The organism is Geobacillus sp. FJAT-46040, assembly GCF_002335725.1.
In the GTDB taxonomy this organism is placed as follows: domain Bacteria; phylum Bacillota; class Bacilli; order Bacillales; family Anoxybacillaceae; genus Geobacillus; species Geobacillus thermoleovorans.
Genome location: NZ_NISS01000001.1, coordinates 2,804,146 through 2,825,097, shown reverse-complemented (window position 1 = coordinate 2,825,097; position 20,952 = coordinate 2,804,146). Strand labels below are relative to the sequence as shown.

20 protein-coding genes, 1 pseudogene and 2 other annotated features (1 of these 23 only partly in view) are annotated in these 20,952 nt (G+C 52.3%); all 21 genes and pseudogenes read left to right on the top strand.

What is annotated here, in order from left to right:
• Positions 1-207 (top strand) — a binding site (T-box leader) (it extends 29 nt beyond the left edge of the window).
• Positions 205-942 (top strand): serine O-acetyltransferase, encoded by a 738-nt coding sequence (cysE, locus tag CD000_RS15105; protein WP_075261495.1) that lies wholly within the window; start codon positions 205-207, stop codon positions 940-942. Its footprint overlaps the feature before it by 3 nt.
• Entirely contained in the window at positions 920-2,320 is a 1,401-nt protein-coding gene (cysS, locus tag CD000_RS15100) for a cysteine--tRNA ligase (protein ID WP_011229600.1), read from the top strand. Before cysE ends, cysS begins: the two co-directional genes overlap by 23 nt.
• Before the next feature lie 6 nt (positions 2,321-2,326).
• Positions 2,327-2,752: a Mini-ribonuclease 3 gene (locus CD000_RS15095; protein ID WP_012820476.1), complete on the top strand. Its 426-nt coding sequence runs from the start codon at positions 2,327-2,329 to the stop codon at positions 2,750-2,752.
• Positions 2,752-3,489 (top strand): 23S rRNA (guanosine(2251)-2'-O)-methyltransferase RlmB, encoded by a 738-nt coding sequence (gene rlmB / locus CD000_RS15090; RefSeq protein WP_011229602.1) that lies wholly within the window; start codon positions 2,752-2,754, stop codon positions 3,487-3,489. The genes CD000_RS15095 and rlmB overlap by 1 nt, the downstream gene beginning before the upstream one ends.
• 3 nt (positions 3,490-3,492) lie before the next feature.
• Positions 3,493-4,005 (top strand): NYN domain-containing protein, encoded by a 513-nt coding sequence (locus CD000_RS15085; protein WP_011229603.1) that lies wholly within the window; start codon positions 3,493-3,495, stop codon positions 4,003-4,005.
• A gap of 36 nt (positions 4,006-4,041) precedes the next feature.
• Entirely contained in the window at positions 4,042-4,728 is a 687-nt protein-coding gene (sigH, locus tag CD000_RS15080; protein ID WP_198962519.1) for an RNA polymerase sporulation sigma factor SigH, read from the top strand.
• Positions 4,729-4,828: 100 nt separating this feature from the next.
• Positions 4,829-4,960: pseudogene (locus CD000_RS19300) on the top strand (RNA-guided endonuclease TnpB family protein); the annotation flags it as partial.
• Between the two features lie 156 nt (positions 4,961-5,116).
• Positions 5,117-5,272 (top strand): 50S ribosomal protein L33, encoded by a 156-nt coding sequence (rpmG, locus tag CD000_RS15075; protein WP_369792889.1) that lies wholly within the window; start codon positions 5,117-5,119, stop codon positions 5,270-5,272.
• 40 nt (positions 5,273-5,312) lie between these two features.
• Positions 5,313-5,495 (top strand): preprotein translocase subunit SecE, encoded by a 183-nt coding sequence (gene secE, locus CD000_RS15070; protein ID WP_012820481.1) that lies wholly within the window; start codon positions 5,313-5,315, stop codon positions 5,493-5,495.
• A 114-nt stretch (positions 5,496-5,609) separates the two neighbouring features.
• Complete coding sequence (gene nusG, locus CD000_RS15065; protein ID WP_096226308.1) at positions 5,610-6,143, top strand: transcription termination/antitermination protein NusG; 534 nt, start codon at positions 5,610-5,612, stop codon at positions 6,141-6,143.
• Between the two features lie 234 nt (positions 6,144-6,377).
• Positions 6,378-6,803, top strand: coding sequence for a 50S ribosomal protein L11 (gene rplK / locus CD000_RS15060; protein WP_011229608.1), 426 nt, complete (start codon positions 6,378-6,380; stop codon positions 6,801-6,803).
• Between the two features lie 181 nt (positions 6,804-6,984).
• Positions 6,985-7,686 carry a 50S ribosomal protein L1 gene (gene rplA, locus CD000_RS15055; protein WP_011229609.1) on the top strand — a complete coding sequence of 234 codons (702 nt, stop codon included), beginning with the start codon at positions 6,985-6,987 and terminating at the stop codon, positions 7,684-7,686.
• A 47-nt stretch (positions 7,687-7,733) separates the two neighbouring features.
• Positions 7,734-7,897 (top strand) — a sequence feature (ribosomal protein L10 leader region).
• Positions 7,898-7,944: 47 nt separating this feature from the next.
• Positions 7,945-8,445: a 50S ribosomal protein L10 gene (gene rplJ, locus CD000_RS15050; protein ID WP_011229610.1), complete on the top strand. Its 501-nt coding sequence runs from the start codon at positions 7,945-7,947 to the stop codon at positions 8,443-8,445.
• A gap of 54 nt (positions 8,446-8,499) precedes the next feature.
• On the top strand, positions 8,500-8,868 hold the full coding sequence (gene rplL / locus CD000_RS15045; protein WP_012820484.1) for a 50S ribosomal protein L7/L12: 369 nt from the start codon (positions 8,500-8,502) through the stop codon (positions 8,866-8,868).
• Between the two features lie 112 nt (positions 8,869-8,980).
• The gene (locus CD000_RS15040) at positions 8,981-9,583 is read left to right on the top strand and encodes a class I SAM-dependent methyltransferase (RefSeq protein WP_096226307.1); all 603 of its coding nucleotides are present in this window, start codon (positions 8,981-8,983) and stop codon (positions 9,581-9,583) included.
• Between the two features lie 413 nt (positions 9,584-9,996).
• Complete coding sequence (gene rpoB / locus CD000_RS15035; protein WP_096225957.1) at positions 9,997-13,569, top strand: DNA-directed RNA polymerase subunit beta; 3,573 nt, start codon at positions 9,997-9,999, stop codon at positions 13,567-13,569.
• 92 nt (positions 13,570-13,661) lie between these two features.
• Positions 13,662-17,261 (top strand): DNA-directed RNA polymerase subunit beta', encoded by a 3,600-nt coding sequence (gene rpoC / locus CD000_RS15030; protein ID WP_096225956.1) that lies wholly within the window; start codon positions 13,662-13,664, stop codon positions 17,259-17,261.
• 134 nt (positions 17,262-17,395) lie between these two features.
• The gene (locus tag CD000_RS15025) at positions 17,396-17,644 is read left to right on the top strand and encodes a 50S ribosomal protein L7ae-like protein (protein WP_011229615.1); all 249 of its coding nucleotides are present in this window, start codon (positions 17,396-17,398) and stop codon (positions 17,642-17,644) included.
• Positions 17,645-17,740: 96 nt separating this feature from the next.
• A complete protein-coding gene (rpsL, locus tag CD000_RS15020; protein WP_011229616.1) occupies positions 17,741-18,163 on the top strand; it encodes a 30S ribosomal protein S12 in 423 nt (140 codons plus the stop codon).
• Between the two features lie 39 nt (positions 18,164-18,202).
• Positions 18,203-18,673 carry a 30S ribosomal protein S7 gene (gene rpsG / locus CD000_RS15015; protein ID WP_011229617.1) on the top strand — a complete coding sequence of 157 codons (471 nt, stop codon included), beginning with the start codon at positions 18,203-18,205 and terminating at the stop codon, positions 18,671-18,673.
• Positions 18,674-18,853: 180 nt separating this feature from the next.
• Positions 18,854-20,932 carry an elongation factor G gene (gene fusA / locus CD000_RS15010; protein WP_021322059.1) on the top strand — a complete coding sequence of 693 codons (2,079 nt, stop codon included), beginning with the start codon at positions 18,854-18,856 and terminating at the stop codon, positions 20,930-20,932.
• The last annotated feature ends 20 nt before the right edge of the window (positions 20,933-20,952 follow it).

Here is a 20,952-nt window from a genome sequence, read left to right as displayed (position 1 = left end):
GCATCGGCATCCCAGAGAGAGCCGCCTTGGCTGGAAGCGGCTTATGTTCGGTGCTGTCTGAAGTGCGCCTCGGAGTCTCCTTTCGAACCGGAACAGAGACGTTCTGCAGTAGAGGGGAGCGGAGCATCTCCGTTATCGGAATCGAGTGAGCGAAACGGCGCCCCGTTTCGCTAAACAGAGTGGAACCGCGCCAAAAGCGTCTCTGTGTCTGCGGCACAGGGACGCTTTTTTATTCAAGACAACTTAGAGGGATGGAGGGAGGACATTATGTTTAAAACGTTAAAAGAGGATATTGAGGTCATTTTTGAGCAAGACCCGGCGGCGAGAAGCTATTTGGAAGTCATTTTAACGTATTCCGGCCTGCATGCCATCTGGGCGCATCGGATCGCCCATGCGCTTTACAAGCGGAAATTTTACTTTCTTGCCCGCTTGATTTCGCAAATCAGCCGCTTTTTCACTGGCATTGAAATCCATCCGGGCGCGAAAATCGGCCGCCGCTTTTTCATCGACCACGGCATGGGCGTGGTGATCGGCGAAACGTGCGAAATCGGCGACAATGTCACTGTCTATCAAGGGGTCACATTAGGCGGGACAGGGAAAGAAAAAGGGAAGCGGCACCCGACGATCAAAGACAACTGTTTGATCGCTGCCGGCGCGAAAGTGCTCGGTTCGATTACGATCGGGGAAAACTCGAAAATCGGCGCTGGGTCGGTCGTGTTAAAAGACGTACCGCCCAATTCGACCGTCGTTGGCATTCCGGGCCGCGTCGTTGTGCGCGACGGGGTGAAAGTGAAGAAAGATTTAAACCATACCGACCTTCCTGACCCGATCGCCGACCGGTTTCGGGAGCTTGAAGAGGAAATCGCCCGGCTGAAAAGCGAGCTTGAGGCATTGAAACAACAAGAAAGGAAGAACGAGTATGAGCAGCATCCGGCTTTATAATACACTGACGCGAAAAAAAGAACCGTTTGAGCCGCTGGAGCCGAATAAAGTGAAAATGTATGTGTGCGGCCCGACCGTCTATAATTATATTCACATCGGCAATGCTCGGGCCGCCATCGTTTTTGACACGATCCGCCGCTATTTGGAGTTCCGCGGCTATGATGTGACGTATGTATCGAACTTTACCGACGTCGATGACAAGCTGATCAAAGCGGCCCGCGAGCTCGGCGAGAGCGTGCCGGCGATCGCTGAGCGGTTTATTGAGGCGTATTTTGAAGACATTCAGGCGCTTGGCTGCAAAAAAGCGGACATCCATCCGCGGGTGACCGAAAACATTGATACGATTATCGAATTCATTCAGGCGCTCATTGACAAAGGATATGCCTACGAAGTCGACGGCGACGTGTATTACCGGACGCGCAAGTTCCGCGAATACGGCAAGCTGTCTCATCAATCGATCGATGAGCTGCAAGCTGGGGCGCGCATCGAAATTGGGGAGAAAAAAGACGATCCACTTGATTTCGCCCTTTGGAAAGCAGCGAAGGAAGGAGAAATTTGTTGGGACAGTCCATGGGGGAAAGGGCGGCCTGGTTGGCATATCGAATGCTCGGCGATGGCGCGCAAATATTTGGGCGATACGATCGATATCCACGCCGGCGGCCAGGACTTGACATTCCCGCACCATGAAAACGAAATCGCCCAGTCGGAGGCGCTGACCGGCAAACCGTTCGCGAAATATTGGCTGCACAATGGGTATTTAAATATTAACAACGAAAAAATGTCGAAGTCGCTTGGCAATTTCGTGCTCGTTCACGATATCATCCGGGAGATCGACCCGCAAGTGCTGCGTTTTTTCATGCTGTCGGTGCATTACCGCCATCCGATCAACTACAGCGAGGAACTGCTTGAGAGTGCGCGGCGCGGACTCGAGCGCCTGAAGACGGCGTACAGCAATTTGCAGCATCGCCTGCAGGCAAGCACGAACTTAACGGACAATGACGAGGAATGGGTTTCGCGCATTGCCGACATCCGCGCCTCGTTCATCCGTGAAATGGACGACGATTTCAACACGGCGAACGGCATTGCCGTATTGTTTGAACTGGCGAAGCAGGCCAACTTGTACTTGCAGGAAAAAACGACATCCGAGAAGGTCATTCACGCGTTTTTGCGCGAGTTCGAACAGCTGGCGGACGTACTTGGACTCACCTTGAAGCAGGATGAGCTGCTTGATGAGGAAATCGAGGCGTTGATCCAAAAGCGCAATGAAGCGCGGAAAAACCGCGATTTTGCGCTGGCCGACCGCATTCGCGACGAGTTGAGAGCAAAAAACATTATTTTGGAAGACACGCCGCAAGGAACGAGATGGAAACGGGGATAGCACGCGATGATGGCGGAGTTTGAAACGGTCAACGATGTGAAGCAGTTAAATGGACTGGCGCTTGCCTATATTGGCGACGCCGTGTACGAGGTGTATGTGCGACGCCATTTGCTTGCTGGCGGCAGCGTGCGGCCGCATGAGCTGCATCGGCGGGCGGTCCGCTATGTGTCGGCGCGGGCGCAAGCGCGAGTGATTTTGGCGTTGCTTGACGAGGGCGTCCTGACCGAGGAGGAAAAGGACATCGTCCGCCGCGGCCGCAATGCCAAATCAGGCACAATCCCGAAAAATACGGATGTGCAAACATACCGGCATAGCACGGCCTTTGAGGCGCTCATCGGTTATCATTTTTTGGTTAATAATGAAAAGCGGGTTGATGAGCTGATCGGCCGTTCGTTTGCCATTATTGAAAGGGAAGAAAGGGCGTTGGAATGATGGACTACATTATCGGCAAAAATCCGGTCATTGAAGCGCTCAAAGCCGGGCGCGACATCAATAAAATTTGGATCGCGGAAGGGGCGCAGCGCCATACCGTCGAACCTGTGCTTGAATGGGCAAAGCGGCGGGGCGTGCTCGTCCAATATGTCCCGAAGCGCAAGCTTGATCAGATGGCTGAAGGAGCTCATCAAGGGGTGATCGCTCAGGCGGCGGCTTACCGCTACTATGAAATTGATGACTTGTTCGCTCGCGCCGCCGAGCGGGGCGAGGCGCCGTTTTTTCTCATCTTGGATGAGCTTGAGGATCCGCATAATTTAGGGGCCATCATGCGCACCGCTGATGCGGTCGGGGCGCACGGCCTCATTATTCCGAAGCGGCGTTCGGTCGGGCTGACCCAAACGGTGGCGAAGGCGTCGACCGGGGCGATTGAGCACGTTCCGGTCGCGCGTGTGACAAACTTGGCGCGGACGATTGACGAGCTGAAAGAGCGCGGAGTGTGGGTAGCCGGAACGGATGCATCGGCTCAAGACGACTACCGCTCGCTCGATGGCACGATGCCGTTGGCGCTCGTAATCGGGAGCGAAGGAAAAGGGATCAGCCGCCTAGTGCTTGAAAAGTGCGATTTCTTGTTCCGGTTGCCGATGCGCGGCCATGTCACCTCACTCAATGCCTCTGTCGCCGCCAGCCTGCTCATGTACGAGGTGTACCGGAAGCGGTATCCGTTGGGAGAATAGCGAATGAACATTTTGATTGTCGACGGCTATAACATGATCGGTGCTTGGCCGGAGCTGCGCCGGCTGAAAGAAGAGGGCGATCTGGCAGCGGCAAGGGATTTATTGATTGAAAAAATGGCTGACTACAAAGGATTCACCGGGGACCATGTCGTGATTGTATTCGATGCCCACCTCGTGCAAGGAAACGAGAAAAAGTATAAACATTACGACGTCGATGTCATTTTTACAAAGGAACATGAGACGGCCGATGAGCGAATTGAACGGTTGGCGAAAACATTGATGAATGCGCGCACAAAAGTGTATGTCGCTACCTCCGACTACACCGAACAATGGACGGTGTTCGGCCAAGGCGCCCTGCGCAAGTCGGCGCGCGAGCTATTGGATGAAGTCGAGACGGTTGAGCGGGACATTTCCCAAAAAGTAAAAGCGATGCGGCAACGCACTCCGATCTCCAAAGTCCCGCTAAATGATAGGATTGCTGAAATTTTTGAAAAATGGCGAAGAGGAGAAAAATGAGCGGTTGACGCTGTAAAAATTTGTCCTGTATAATACATGTTAGCGATTGATGCGGTCGGGGGGATCCGCGTGGGGGAATGCTTGAAAGCAATGAAAGGGAAAGGTTATCATCAGCTGGACGATGAGCAGCTTGTTGCGCTCGTTCACGAAGGGGATGGGGAAGCACTTGATTTTTTAATCCATAAATATCAAAACTTTGTGCGCGCCAAAGCTCGCTCCTATTTTTTAGTCGGAGCTGATCGGGAAGATATCGTTCAGGAAGGAATGATCGGTCTGTATAAGGCCGTCCGTGATTTTAAGGGGGACAAGCTTTCCTCATTTAAAGCGTTTGCAGAACTTTGCATCACAAGGCAAATGATTACCGCGATTAAAACGGCGACCCGCCAAAAGCATATTCCGCTCAACTCTTACGTTTCCTTGGATAAGCCGATTTATGACGATGAATCTGACCGGACGCTGATGGATGTGTTGTCCGGCACGCAGGTGACGGACCCGGAACAATTGATTGTCAACCGCGAGGAAGTCGATGATATTGAACTAAAGATGGCGGAACTGCTCAGCGACCTCGAGCGGAAAGTGCTCGCTTTGTATTTGGATGGACGCTCATACCAGGAAATTTCCGAAGAGCTGAACCGCCATGTCAAGTCGATCGACAACGCGTTGCAACGCGTCAAGCGGAAGCTCGAGAAATATTTGGAATACCGCGAGATCAGTTTATCTTAATTAGGCGAGAAGACTCCCACTTCAACGAAGCGAAGCGGAGTAAGTGGGAGATGAATCGCCTTAACTATATTTTGCTGAAAATAGGATAGATTCAGTAAAAAAGTCTGGCAAACTAATTAATGCTGATGTCAATGGCGCATTAAACATCTTAAAGAAAAGTAAAGCTGTAGACCTGAGTGTCTTATGCTCTAGCGGCGAAGTGGACACGCCTCAAAGAATAAGGATTGCTTGAAGCAGTCAAACTTCTTTGGAAGCCCCCACTTCAAATTTTCGCTAGAAAATTAAGTGGGGGTAGTTCACAGCATCGCAACGCCGCATCAAAAGATGTCATTGACAGCGAAACAGCCAATATGATAAATTTTTATGGACATCTCGCAGGAACGGTGGAATGCTGATGCGCCAAAAAGTGACGCTGGCTTGCGTGCAGTGCGCAAGCCGAAACTATACGGCAGCAAAACAAATACGTCGCCTTGGTGAGCGCCTTATGGCCAACAAGTTTTGCTCAACATGCAACAAACATACAATCCATCGTGAAACGAAATAGACGGTGGAGATAGTTTTGAACGATGATGGAGGTACGAGTGATGCAGCGAGTAATCAACTTTTTAAAAGAAGTCGTACGCGAGCTGAAAAAAGTGAGTTGGCCAAACCGGAAGGAGTTAGTGAACTACACGGCGGTCGTGTTGGCCACGGTGGCGTTTTTCACCGTCTTTTTTGCCGTTGTGGACCTCGGCATTTCTGAGTTGATTCGCCTCGTGTTTGAATAAGCGGACGAAGGATATGTTATAATGAAAGATAATCGTGCGCGTATGGAACCCGGCAACGGGTTTTTGTTTTGCGCAAAAAAAACAAAACGAAAACCGCCTTGGGGAGGCTTGTTGATGGAGAAAAGCTGGTATGTTGTCCATACATATTCGGGATATGAAAACAAAGTGAAAGCCAATTTGGAAAAACGCGTCGAATCGATGGGAATGCAAGATAAAATTTTTCGCGTCGTCGTTCCGGAAGAGACGGAGACGGACGTCAAAAACGGAAAACGGAAAACGACGAAAAAGAAAGTGTTCCCTGGCTATGTGCTCGTTGAGATGGTCATGACGGATGACTCATGGTATGTCGTGCGCAACACGCCGGGCGTCACTGGATTTGTCGGCTCAAGCGGAGCTGGTTCGAAACCGACGCCGCTTATGGAGGAAGAAGTAAAAATGATCTTGAAGCGGATGGGCATGCCGCTTGCCGAGGTTGACGTAGACTATGAGGTAAATGAAACGGTGCGGATCAAAGAAGGTCCGTTTGCGAACTTTACAGGGAAAATTGAAGCGATTGACCCGGATAAACATAAAGTGAAGCTGCTTGTCGATATGTTTGGGCGCGAAACACGGATGGAGCTTGAGTTTTCGCAAATAGAAAAAATCTAATGGATAAAGAACTTGCAATTGATAGGGAAAAGTGATACTATTTTAAAGTCAGTATGTCTCTTAAACAGAGACATATGGCGGTGAACTTATACACTTGTATAAGGGAGCCGTTTTGTTTTTACGCTGATCCTCTCAACTGAACGGGAGATAGGAAAACGGCTCAGTAGACCGGAGCCGGATGAGTGGGAGGGGCAATCCCTAATACCACATCACGGACTTAAGGAGGTGTGTCTCGTGGCGAAAAAAGTAATCAAGGTCGTCAAACTGCAAATTCCTGCAGGGAAAGCGAATCCGGCGCCGCCAGTAGGTCCTGCGTTGGGTCAAGCCGGTGTCAATATTATGGCGTTTTGCAAAGAGTTTAATGCCCGCACGGCGGACCAAGCAGGGTTGATCATTCCGGTTGAAATTACGGTTTTTGAAGACCGTTCATTTACATTCATCACGAAAACGCCGCCAGCCGCTGTATTGCTGAAAAAAGCGGCGGGCATTGAATCGGGCTCCGGCGAACCGAACCGCAACAAAGTGGCGACAATTAAACGCGACAAAGTACGTGAGATCGCTGAGCTGAAAATGCCGGATTTGAATGCGGCGAGCATTGAGGCGGCCATGCGCATGATCGAAGGCACGGCCCGCAGCATGGGCATTGTGATTGAAGACTAAAGCCGGTGCGTCGTTTGTAGGGGAGGTTGCGTCATTGGGCAACCTCTCTCTCCATGAACAAAAACAGCAAGACGGGCCCGATGAATGGGCATCCGTCCGCTTCTTCGTTTTCGAAAGAAGCGAAGAACGTTCAATGTGGGAGGTTTTTCCGCTAAAACCACAATCGAGGAGGATTTTTCACATGCCGAAAAGAGGAAAGAAATACTTAGAAGCATTGAAGCTCGTCGACCGCTCCAAAGCATACCCGATTGCTGAAGCAATCGAGCTCGTGAAAAAAACGAACATCGCGAAATTCGATGCCACGGTGGAAGTGGCGTTCCGTTTGGGCGTCGACCCGAAAAAAGCGGACCAACAAATTCGCGGCGCCGTCGTCCTGCCGCACGGCACAGGGAAAGTGGCGCGCGTGTTGGTGTTCGCGAAAGGGGAAAAAGCGAAAGAAGCAGAAGCGGCTGGCGCTGACTATGTCGGCGATGCAGAATATATCAACAAAATCCAGCAAGGTTGGTTTGACTTTGATGTCGTTGTTGCTACGCCGGACATGATGGGTGAAGTCGGGAAACTCGGCCGCATTTTAGGGCCGAAAGGGTTGATGCCAAACCCGAAAACCGGAACAGTCACGTTTGACGTAGCAAAAGCGGTGCAGGAAATCAAGGCTGGTAAAGTGGAATACCGCGTCGACAAAGCGGGCAACATCCATGTTCCGATCGGCAAAGTGTCGTTTGACAACGAGAAATTGGCTGAAAACTTCGCGGCTGTCTATGAAGCAATTTTGAAAGCCAAACCGGCGGCGGCAAAAGGGACGTACGTGAAAAACGTCACGATTACATCGACAATGGGCCCTGGCATCAAGGTTGACCCGTCCACGGTTGCTGTTGCACAATAACCGTTGACTTTTGTTTGTCCGTCTGTTAAAATGCCATTTGGCTGAACAAATGAATATCATTTGTACCGTAGACAGTAGGTGCCTGTTTGAGGCTTAATTTCCTACCGAGGTATGTGGACGATAGAACAGCGCGCCCTGCGTCGGGGACGAGCGGCGGTGCGTTGAACGACACCTCCATGTCTACGCGGCATGGAGGTTTTTTATTGAGCAGACGGTATAAGTGGTATTCTCTCATTTTCCTTACAGGAGGTGCAGGACGTGTCGAGCGCGATTGAACTGAAAAAACAAGTGGTCGCGGAAATCGCAGACAAATTCCGGGCCAGCAAGGCAACCGTCATCGTTGATTACCGCGGCTTGAACGTGGCGGAAATGACCGAGTTGCGCAAACAGCTGCGCGAGGCAGGCGTCGAGTTTAAAGTGTACAAAAACACCTTGACCCGCCGGGCGCTCGCGGAAGTCGGCTTGGAAGGACTGGATGAAGTGTTCACCGGTCCAAATGCCATCGCCTTCAGCAATGAAGATGTCGTGGCGCCGGCAAAAATTTTAAGCGAGTTTGCGAAAACGCATGAAGCATTGGAAATCAAAGGCGGCGTCATCGAAGGGAACATCGCCAGCAAAGAAGAAATCGATGCGTTGGCGAAACTCCCGTCCCGCGAAGGGTTGCTTTCGATGTTGCTTAGCGTTCTTCAAGCCCCGATCCGCAACTTTGCGCTTGCGATTAAAGCGGTGGCTGACAAGCAAGAGGAACAAGGCGCGTAATGGCGCATCGATATGTGCTTAACAATCATTCAGAAAACAAAGGAGGAAGTTGTGATGACGAAAGAACAAATCATTGAAGCAGTGAAAAATATGACCGTATTGGAATTAAACGAATTGGTGAAAGCGATCGAGGAAGAATTCGGCGTAACAGCTGCGGCTCCGGTTGTTGTCGCGGGCGGCGCAGCAGCTGGCGCTGAAGCAGCGGCAGAAAAAACGGAATTCGACGTCATTCTTGCCGACGCCGGCGCGCAAAAAATCAAAGTCATCAAAGTCGTTCGCGAAATCACTGGCCTCGGCCTGAAAGAAGCGAAAGACTTGGTCGACAACACCCCGAAGCCGATCAAAGAAGGCATTGCGAAAGAAGAAGCAGAAGAAATCAAAGCAAAACTCGAAGAAGCTGGCGCGAAAGTCGAAATCAAGTAATGGCTGCGCCATTGAAAAAAAGAGGCTTGCCCGAAGCAAGGGACGGCCTCTTTTTTGTTACACTATATAACGGAAGGCAGTGCAGCCTGTCGACAAGGAGGAGGGGATGATGATGAGCGAGCATTATTACTCAGTCAATCCGACGTCGGAGCGAAACCCGCAAACGTGGACGTACGTGTTGCGGGGGCATGAATTCCGCTTTACGACCGACAGCGGAGTGTTTTCAAAGCGCGAAGTCGACTTTGGCACACGCCTGTTAATTGAAACGTTCGAGGAACCGGGAGTGGCTGGGGATTTGTTGGATGTCGGCTGCGGATATGGGCCGATCGGGCTTGCCTTGGCCAAATCGTTTCCAAACCGGCGCGTTCACATGATTGATGTCAACGAGCGGGCGCTCGAACTGGCGCAGGAAAACAAGCAGGCAAACGGGATTGGCAATGCGGTGATTTACAAAAGCGATCTTTTTTCGGAAGTCGGAGAACAGCGATTTGCAGCGGTCGTCACCAATCCGCCGATCCGGGCTGGCAAACGGGTCGTTTACGCGATTTTTGAACAAAGCCGCGATCATCTGCTCGATCATGGCGAGCTATGGGTCGTCATTCAAAAAAAGCAAGGCGCCCCATCGGCCTTGCAAAAGCTGAACGAATGCTTTCCTGCTGTAGAAGTCGTCGCGAAGAAAAAAGGATATTATATCATAAAGGCGAAAAAATGTTGACACCGTTTTTTTATTGTGGTAGCATTATAAAATGCTAAATATGCACATTTCCCGTGCAGAGGGGATGACGTATAATTTTGGACGCAATGGAAACAATGATAAAATCAATAAACAACGAACCATATGGTTTTCTATTGGAATAGAAACCATTTTCTTTTTTTCTCCATTCAACTCAACGCCTGGTTTCCTCGCGCCGGGAGCGTGTTAAATCCCCTAAATGAAACGGCGGTGCACGCAACGAAGCCGTTTCCGCCCGGATGGCGGGGGCCGGCCGCATGCATGCCTAGTGCTTTGCCCCGGAATGACGGAGCGGCCAGTCCGCCTTGAAGGCATTGATTGCTGAGCAGAGCGGATGATGGAGCTGTTCCGGTTCCGGTTTTCACTAATGTCTACATTTGAGGGGTGAATCACTCTTGACAGGCCGACTAGTTCAATACGGGCGACACCGCCAACGCAGAAGCTATGCACGCATCAGCGAAGTGCTGGAATTGCCGAACTTGATCGAAATTCAAACGTCCTCCTACCAATGGTTTCTCGATGAAGGGCTGCGGGAAATGTTTAGGGAAATTTCCCCGATTGAAGACTTTTCCGGCAATCTCTCGCTTGAATTTATCGACTATAGTTTAGGAGAACCGAAATATACGGTCGAAGAGGCGAAAGAACGCGACGTTACATATGCGGCGCCGCTTCGCGTCAAAGTTCGCTTGATTAATAAAGAAACGGGCGAAGTGAAAGAACAAGACGTGTTTATGGGCGATTTTCCGCTCATGACGGAAACCGGAACGTTTATTATCAATGGGGCGGAACGCGTCATTGTTTCCCAGCTCGTCCGTTCCCCAAGCGTCTATTACAGCGACAAAGTTGATAAAAACGGCAAACGCGGCTACTCGGCGACAGTGATTCCGAACCGCGGCGCATGGCTTGAATATGAAACCGATGCGAAAGACGTCGTTTACGTTCGCATCGACCGCACCCGTAAACTGCCCGTTACGGTGCTTCTCCGTGCGCTTGGGTTCAGCTCCGACCAAGAAATCATCGATCTGCTCGGCGACAACGAATACTTGCGCAATACGCTTGAAAAAGATAATACCGACAGCACGGAAAAAGCGTTGATTGAAATTTACGAGCGTCTTCGTCCGGGAGAGCCGCCGACGCTTGAGAATGCGAAAAATTTGCTGGCGTCGCGCTTTTTTGATCCGAAGCGCTATGACTTGGCGAGCGTAGGCCGTTATAAAATCAATAAAAAACTTCATATTAAAAACCGCCTGTTCAATCAGCGGCTCGCGGAAACGATCATTGATCCCGAAACCAAGGAAGTCATCGCCGAAGCTGGAGCGATGATCGACCGCCGAACGCTGAATCGCCTGCTCCCGTATTTGGAAAAAGGGGTCGGCTTACAGACATACCGCCCGGCCGAAGGGGTGGTGGACGGGGACATTTCGGTGCAAACGATCAAAATTTATGCCCCGAATGACCCGGATGGCGAAAAAGTGATCAACGTCATCGGCAACGGCTTCATCGCCGAGGATGTCAAACATATTACACCGGCTGACATCATTGCGTCGATCAGCTATTTCTTCAACTTGCTCCACGGCGTCGGCGATACGGATGACATCGACCATTTAGGCAACCGCCGTCTCCGTTCGGTCGGCGAACTATTGCAAAACCAATTCCGCATCGGCCTGTCGCGCATGGAGCGCGTCGTGCGCGAGCGCATGTCGATCCAAGATACGAACACGATTACGCCGCAGCAGCTGATCAACATCCGCCCAGTGATCGCGGCGATCAAAGAGTTTTTCGGCAGCTCGCAGCTGTCACAGTTCATGGATCAAACGAACCCATTGGCCGAACTGACGCACAAGCGGCGTCTGTCCGCGCTTGGCCCTGGCGGATTGACACGTGAGCGCGCTGGGTTTGAGGTGCGCGACGTTCACTATTCGCACTACGGGCGGATGTGTCCGATTGAAACGCCGGAAGGTCCGAACATCGGACTCATCAACTCGCTGTCCACTTACGCGAAAGTGAACAAGTTCGGCTTTATTGAAACGCCATACCGGCGCGTCGATCCGGAAACAGGACGGGTGACGGACCAAATCGATTATTTGACAGCCGATGAAGAGGACAATTACGTTGTAGCGCAGGCGAACGTACCGCTTGCGGAGGACGGCACGTTCCTTGAAGAAAACGTTGTCGCCCGTTTCCGCGGCGAGAACATCGTCGTCAAGCGCGATCGCGTCGACTACATGGACGTTTCGCCGAAGCAAGTCGTCTCGGCAGCGACGGCGTGCATCCCATTTTTGGAAAACGACGACTCGAACCGCGCGCTGATGGGAGCGAACATGCAGCGGCAAGCCGTGCCGCTGTTGGAACCCGAAGCGCCGATCGTTGGCACGGGGATGGAGTATGTTTCGGCGAAAGACTCGGGCGCAGCGGTCATTTGCAAGCACCGCGGCATCGTCGAGCGCGTCGAAGCAAAGGAAATTTGGGTGCGTCGGCTGATTGAAGTGGACGGCAAAGAAGTCAAGGGTGATCTAGATAAATATCGGTTGCTGAAATTCGTTCGTTCGAACCAAGGCACGTGCTACAACCAGCGGCCGATCGTGAAAAAAGGCGATATCGTTGAGAAGGGCGAAATTTTGGCCGATGGCCCGTCGATGGATAAGGGCGAATTGGCGCTTGGCCGCAATGTGCTTGTCGCTTTTATGACATGGGACGGTTACAACTACGAAGACGCGATCATCATGAGCGAACGGCTCGTCAAAGAAGACGTGTATACATCAATTCATATTGAAGAGTATGAAGCCGAATCGCGCGATACGAAACTCGGTCCGGAAGAAATTACGCGCGACATTCCAAACGTCGGCGAGGATGCGCTGAAAAACTTGGATGAACGCGGCATCGTCCGCATCGGCGCAGAAGTCAAAGACGGCGACTTGCTCGTCGGCAAAGTGACGCCAAAAGGAATGACCGAGCTGACGGCGGAAGAGCGGCTTTTGCACGCGATCTTCGGCGAAAAAGCGCGCGAGGTGCGTGATACGTCGTTGCGCGTCCCGCACGGCGGCGGCGGTATCGTCCTTGACGTGAAAGTGTTCAACCGCGAAGACGGCGACGAGCTTCCGCCGGGTGTCAATCAACTGGTGCGCGTCTATATTGTGCAAAAGCGGAAAATTTCCGAGGGCGACAAAATGGCAGGCCGCCACGGAAACAAAGGGGTTATTTCCCGCATTTTGCCGGAGGAAGATATGCCCTTCTTGCCGGATGGCACGCCGATTGACATCATGTTAAACCCACTCGGCGTTCCGTCGCGGATGAACATCGGGCAAGTATTTGAGCTGCACCTTGGCATGGCGGCGAAAAAACTTGGCTTGCATATCGCTTCCCCAGTCTTTGACGGAGCGACGGAGGAAGATGTTTGGAACATTCTTGAAGAAGCCGGCATGGCGCGCGATGCCAAAACGGTGCTGTATGACGGACGGACGGGTGAACCGTTTGATAACCGCGTGTCGGTTGGGATCATGTACATGATCAAGCTCGCCCACATGGTCGACGACAAGCTTCATGCCCGTTCCACCGGCCCGTACTCACTCGTCACTCAACAGCCGCTCGGCGGCAAGGCGCAGTTCGGCGGCCAGCGCTTTGGTGAGATGGAAGTATGGGCGCTTGAGGCGTATGGGGCGGCATACACGCTGCAAGAAATTTTGACCGTCAAGTCCGACGATGTCGTCGGCCGTGTCAAAACGTACGAGGCGATCGTCAAAGGGGAAAACATTCCGGAGCCGGGTGTGCCGGAGTCGTTTAAAGTGTTGATCAAAGAGCTGCAAAGCTTGGGCATGGACGTCACGATTTTGACGAGCGATGAACAAGAAGTGAACATGGAAAACTTTGATGATGATGATGACCATGCACCGGATGCCATCATGGTGGACGTCAAACCGGCCGAACGGGAAGAAGCCGGCGAAGAGAAAGATGCGGTGACGAAAGAATAAACCGGCCATAACGGCCAGGCGGGGAGTTGTTCCCCGCCATTGGCCGCTTGAGCGAACGGAAAACCGACGGATCAAAAAGGGAGGTATACCCCTTGCTAGATGTCAATAAGTTTGAGTACATGAAAATTGGGCTCGCTTCCCCGGAGAGAATTCGTTCTTGGTCGTATGGCGAAGTCAAAAAGCCGGAGACAATCAACTATCGGACGTTAAAGCCGGAAAAAGACGGCTTGTTTTGCGAGCGCATTTTCGGTCCGACGAAAGACTGGGAATGCCATTGCGGCAAATATAAACGCGTTCGCTACAAAGGCGTCGTCTGCGACCGCTGCGGCGTCGAAGTGACGCGCTCGAAAGTCCGCCGCGAACGGATGGGCCATATTGAGCTCGCTGCCCCGGTTTCGCACATCTGGTATTTCAAAGGCATCCCGAGCCGGATGGGATTGGTTCTTGACATGTCGCCGCGGGCGCTCGAAGAGGTCATTTATTTTGCATCCTATGTCGTCACCGACCCGGGTGATACGCCGCTTGAGAAAAAGCAGCTGTTGTCGGAAAAGGAATACCGCGCCTATCGCGAGAAGTACGGTCAATCGTTCCAAGCGTCGATGGGGGCGGAGGCGATCAAAAAGCTGCTCCAAGACATTGATTTGGATAAAGAGGTGGCCGCGCTGAAAGAAGAGCTGAAAACAGCGCAAGGGCAACGGCGCGCCCGCATCATTAAGCGGCTTGAAGTGCTTGAAGCGTTCCGCAGTTCAGGGAACGATCCGGCATGGATGGTGCTTGATGTACTGCCGGTCATTCCGCCGGAGTTGCGTCCAATGGTTCAGCTTGACGGCGGGCGGTTTGCAACATCGGATTTGAACGATTTGTACCGCCGCGTCATCAACCGCAACAACCGGCTGAAACGGCTGCTTGATCTCGGTGCGCCGAACATTATCGTCCAAAATGAGAAGCGGATGCTGCAAGAGGCGGTTGATGCTTTGATCGATAACGGCCGCCGCGGCCGTCCGGTGACCGGTCCGGGGAACCGTCCGTTAAAATCGCTTTCTCATATGCTGAAAGGGAAGCAAGGCCGCTTCCGGCAAAACTTGCTCGGCAAGCGCGTGGACTATTCCGGCCGTTCCGTCATCGTCGTCGGCCCGAACTTGAAAATGTACCAATGCGGCTTACCGAAAGAAATGGCGCTAGAGTTGTTCAAGCCGTTTGTTATGAAGGAGCTTGTCGAGCGGGGCTTGGCGCACAACATTAAAAGCGCGAAACGGAAAATCGAGCGCGTCCATCCGGAAGTATGGGATGTGCTGGAAGATGTCATTAAAGAACATCCGGTGCTGTTAAACCGCGCCCCGACGTTGCACCGTCTCGGCATTCAGGCGTTTGAACCAACGCTTGTGGAAGGGCGGGCGATCCGTCTTCATCCGCTTGTTTGCACGGCGTACAACGCTGACTTTGACGGCGACCAAATGGCGGTGCACGTGCCGCTGTCAGCTGAGGCGCAAGCCGAAGCGCGCTTGTTGATGTTGGCGGCGCAAAACATTTTGAACCCGAAAGATGGGAAGCCGGTCGTGACACCATCACAAGACATGGTGTTGGGCAACTACTACTTGACGATGGAGCGCGAGGGAGCCATCGGCGAAGGCATGGTGTTCAAAGACACGGACGAGGCGCTGCTTGCTTACCATAACGGCTACGTCCATCTCCATTCGCGCATTGCCATTCATGCCGGTTCGCTGAAAAACGAAACGTTTACCGAAGAGCAAAACAACAAGTTGCTCTTAACGACCGTCGGCAAGCTCATTTTCAACGAAATTTTGCCGAATTCGTTCCCGTACATCAACGAGCCGACGACGGAAAACATTGAAGGGCGGACGCCGGACAAGTACTTCCTTGACAAAGGGGTCAACGTGCGCGAAGAAATTCGCAAGCGCGAACTCGTGCCGCCGTTTAAGAAAAAAGTGCTCGGGCAAATTATCGCTGAAGTGTTCAAACGGTTCAAAATCACCGAAACATCGAAGATGCTCGACCGCATGAAAGACCTTGGCTTCCAATATTCGACGAAGGCCGGCATCACGATCGGCGTGGCCGATATCGTCGTCCTGCCGGAAAAACAAGAAATTTTGGATGAAGCGCAAGCGAAAGTTGATACGGTTTTGAAGCAGTTCCGCCGCGGGTTGATTACCGACGAAGAGCGGTACGAGCGCGTCATCTCCATCTGGAGCGCGGCGAAAGACAAAATTCAAGACCGGTTGATGAAGTCGCTTGATAAACGCAACCCGATCTTTATGATGAGCGATTCCGGAGCGCGCGGGAACGCGTCGAACTTTACGCAGCTTGCGGGGATGCGCGGTTTGATGGCCAACCCGGCCGGCCGGATCATTGAGCTGCCGATCAAGTCGTCGTTCCGCGAAGGCTTGACGGTGTTGGAATACTTTATCTCGACGCACGGCGCGCGAAAAGGATTGGCGGATACGGCGCTCAAAACGGCCGACTCAGGCTATCTCACGCGCCGCCTTGTCGACGTGGCCCAAGACGTCATCGTCCGCGAAGAAGATTGCGGCACCGACCGCGGCATTTTGGCGCGGGCGCTGACGGATGGCACGGAAGTTGTCGTCAAGCTTGAAGAGCGGCTTGTCGGTCGCTATGCGCACAAAACGGTGCGCCATCCGGAAACGGGCGAAGTGATCGTCCGCAAAGACGAGATGATCACCGAAGATATCGCCAATGAGATCATTAAAGCCGGCATTACGGAAGTATGGATTCGCTCCGTATTCGCCTGCAACACGCGCCATGGCGTCTGCAAAAAATGTTACGGCCGCAACATGGCGACCGGCATGGACGTCGAAGTTGGCGAAGCCGTCGGCATTATCGCCGCTCAGTCGATCGGCGAGCCGGGCACGCAGCTGACAATGCGGACGTTCCATACAGGCGGCGTCGCCGGCGACGATATCACTCAAGGTTTGCCGCGGGTGCAAGAGCTGTTTGAAGCGCGCAACCCGAAAGGGCAAGCGGTCATTTCTGAAATCGACGGCACGGTTATTTCGATTAATGAAACGCGCGACAACCAATATGAAATCGTCGTGCAAAGCGAGGTCGAAACGCGTACGTATGTAGCGCCGTACAACGCGCGGCTGAAAGTCGAAGAAGGTCAGCGCGTCGAACGCGGCCAAGAGCTGACAGAAGGCTCGGTCGACCCGAAACAGTTGTTGCGCGTGCGCGATATTACATCCGTTCAAGAGTACTTGCTTCGTGAAGTGCAAAAAGTGTACCGGATGCAAGGGGTGGAAATCAGCGATAAGCATATCGAGGTCATGGTGCGGCAAATGCTGCGCAAAGTGCGCGTCATCGATGCCGGCGACACCGATGTGCTGCCGGGCACGCTGTTGGATGTCCACCAGTTTACGGATGTCAACGCCAAAGCTCTTCGCGAAGGGAAACGGCCGGCGACGGCCCGCCAGGTGTTGCTCGGCATCACGAAAGCGTCGCTTGAGACGGATTCGTTCTTGTCGGCTGCTTCGTTCCAAGAAACGACGCGCGTCTTGACGGATGCGGCCATCAAAGGAAAACGTGATGAACTGCTTGGCTTGAAGGAAAACGTCATTATCGGCAAACTCGTCCCGGCTGGAACCGGTATGGCCCGCTACCGGAAAGTGAAGCCGGCCGTCAAAAAGGAAACGGCTAGCGACACGGTGTCTTCCAAATAACGCGAACCAAGTGGCCGGCTAAGACGCTCCTTGGCCGGCCATCATCTAATTAAAAATCCAGTTGACAATCGACAAAGAAAATGGTAGTCTAATAAAGGTGTTCCAACAACCTGGTACTTTGGAGGATATGTTACATGTCTTATGAAAAAGTATTACAGGCTGGAAAAATTGTCATTGGAACCAAACAAACGATAAGGGCTTTAAAGGAAGGGAAAGCAGCGGAAGTGATCGTGGCGGAGGATGCCGACTTGCCGATCATCGAAAAAGTGACCGCCGCCGCCAATGAGGCAAACGTGCCGGTCACAAAAGTCGATTCGATGAAAAAGCTTGGCAAGGCGTGCAAAATCCAAGTCGGTGCGGCCGCGGTGGCGATCCTTCGGTAACGTTTTGCCTTTCTCCCCTAAAACCTTTATTTGCATAAACGATGAACCACCTGGATATGTGGGCTTAAACGATGCATGCGAAAGGAGGATCTTTTCATGCCTACAATCAACCAATTGGTCCGCAAAGGACGCGAGAAAAAAGTCGTTAAATCGAAATCCCCTGCGTTGAACAAAGGGTATAACAGCTTCAAAAAAGAGCAAACGAATGTGTCGTCTCCGCAAAAACGCGGCGTTTGCACGCGTGTCGGCACGATGACGCCGAAAAAACCGAACTCGGCGTTGCGGAAATACGCCCGTGTCCGCTTGACAAATGGGATTGAAGTTACGGCGTACATTCCGGGGATCGGCCATAACTTGCAAGAACACAGCGTTGTGCTCATCCGCGGCGGACGTGTCAAAGACTTGCCGGGGGTACGCTACCATATCATCCGTGGGGCGCTGGATGCTGCAGGCGTAGCGAACCGGATGCAAGGTCGTTCGAAATACGGCGCGAAAAAACCAAAAGCAGCGAAAAAATAATGAAATGAAGAGAATGTTTTCCTGAAGGGAGGAAACACTATGCCACGTAGAGGCCCTGTTGCTAAACGTGACGTACTGCCAGATCCAATTTACAATTCGAAGCTTGTTACCCGTTTGATCAATAAAATTATGATCGACGGCAAAAAATCAAAAGCGCAAAAAATTCTTTACACCGCGTTTGATATTATCCGTGAGCGCACGGGTAAAGATCCAATGGAAGTGTTTGAGCAAGCGTTGAAAAACGTTATGCCGGTGTTGGAAGTGCGCGCTCGCCGCGTTGGTGGGGCGAACTACCAAGTTCCGGTCGAGGTTCGTCCGGACCGCCGCGTTTCTCTCGGTTTGCGCTGGCTCGTGCAATATGCACGTCTTCGCAACGAAAAAACGATGGAAGAGCGCTTGGCAAATGAAATTATGGACGCTGCCAACAACACGGGTGCAGCGGTGAAAAAACGCGAAGATACACATAAAATGGCTGAAGCGAACCGCGCGTTCGCCCATTACCGCTGGTAAGGAGCGTCGCCTAAAGGAAATAGGTGAGGAGGCACTGCGGTTGCCTATTCACCTATCTTCCTATATATTGCGGCCTTTCCGGTCGCGCGTGGGACAACTTCAAAGACAAGGGGATTGCGCCATCGATGGCGGCGCCATCTACTTATATTTCATATTTGAAGGAAGGAGAAAATAACCACTATGGCAAGAGAGTTCTCCTTAGAAAACACTCGCAACATAGGGATCATGGCGCACATTGACGCCGGGAAAACGACGACGACTGAACGGATCTTGTTCTATACCGGCCGCGTTCATAAAATCGGGGAAGTGCATGAAGGTGCGGCAACGATGGACTGGATGGAACAAGAACAAGAGCGCGGAATTACGATCACGTCGGCGGCGACAACGGCGCAATGGAAAGGCCATCGCATCAACATCATCGACACGCCGGGGCACGTCGACTTTACGGTCGAGGTTGAGCGTTCGTTGCGCGTATTGGACGGGGCCATCACAGTCTTAGACGCGCAATCGGGTGTTGAACCGCAAACGGAAACCGTTTGGCGCCAAGCGACGACATATGGCGTCCCACGGATCGTGTTCGTCAACAAAATGGATAAAATTGGCGCCGATTTCTTGTATTCGGTGAAAACGCTCCATGACCGCCTGCAAGCAAATGCCCATCCGGTGCAACTGCCGATCGGCGCTGAAGATCAATTCTCCGGCATTATCGACTTGGTTGAAATGTGCGCGTACCATTACCATGATGAGCTTGGCAAAAACATTGAGCGCATTGACATTCCGGAAGAATACCGCGATATGGCAGAAGAGTACCATAACAAGCTGATTGAGGCGGTCGCTGAGCTGGACGAAGAATTAATGATGAAATATTTGGAAGGGGAAGAAATCACGACGGAAGAGCTGAAGGCCGCGATCCGCAAAGCGACGATCAGCGTTGAATTCTTCCCGGTCTTCTGCGGTTCGGCATTCAAAAACAAAGGTGTTCAGCTGCTTCTTGACGGCGTTGTCGACTACTTGCCGTCTCCGGTTGACATCCCGGCGATTCGCGGCGTCGTTCCGGATACCGAAGAAGAAGTGACACGTGAAGCAAGCGATGACGCTCCGTTTGCCGCTTTGGCATTTAAAATCATGACTGACCCGTATGTCGGGAAATTGACGTTTATTCGCGTCTACTCTGGAACGCTTGATTCCGGTTCATATGTGATGAACACGACCAAAGGGAAGCGCGAACGGATCGGCCGCTTGTTGCAAATGCACGCGAACCACCGTCAAGAAATTTCGAAAGTCTATGCCGGTGATATTGCCGCAGCGGTAGGTTTAAAAGATACGACGACCGGTGATACTCTATGTGATGAGAAGCATCCTGTCATTTTAGAGTCGATGCAATTCCCAGAACCGGTCATTTCGGTGGCAATCGAGCCGAAGTCGAAAGCCGATCAAGACAAAATGAGCCAAGCGCTGCAAAAATTGCAAGAAGAAGACCCGACTTTCCGCGCTCACACCGACCCGGAAACGGGACAAACAATCATCTCCGGAATGGGCGAGTTGCATCTTGACATCATCGTCGACCGGATGCGCCGCGAGTTCAAAGTCGAAGCGAACGTCGGGGCGCCGCAAGTTGCCTACCGCGAAACGTTCCGCAAATCGGCGCAAGTCGAAGGCAAATTCATCCGTCAATCCGGCGGCCGCGGTCAATACGGCCACGTTTGGATCGAATTCTCGCCGAACGAGCGCGGCAAAGGCTTCGAATTCGAGAACGCCATCGTCGGTGGGGTTGTTCCGAAAGAGTATGTGCCGGCCGTCCAAGCTGGATTGGAAGAAGCGATGCAAAACGGCGTCTTAGCCGGCTATCCGGTTGTCGACATTAAAGCGAAACTGTTTGACGGATCGTACCACGATGTCGACTCGAGCGAAATGGCATTCAAAATCGCTGCTTCCCTGGCATTGAAAAACGCCGCGACGAAGTGCGATCCGGTTCTTTTGGAACCGATCATGAAAGTCGAAGTCGTCATCCCTGAAGAGTACCTCGGTGACATCATGGGCGACATCACGTCCCGTCGCGGCCGCATCGAGGGGATGGAAGCGCGCGGCAACGCCCAAGTCGTCCGGGCGATGGTGCCGTTGGCTGAAATGTTCGGTTATGCGACATCGCTCCGTTCGAACACGCAAGGACGCGGAACGTTCTCGATGGTGTTTGACCACTATGAAGAAGTTCCGAAAAACATCGCCGATGAAATTATCAAAAAAAATAAAGGCGAATAATTGATTTCTCTTGCTAGTTT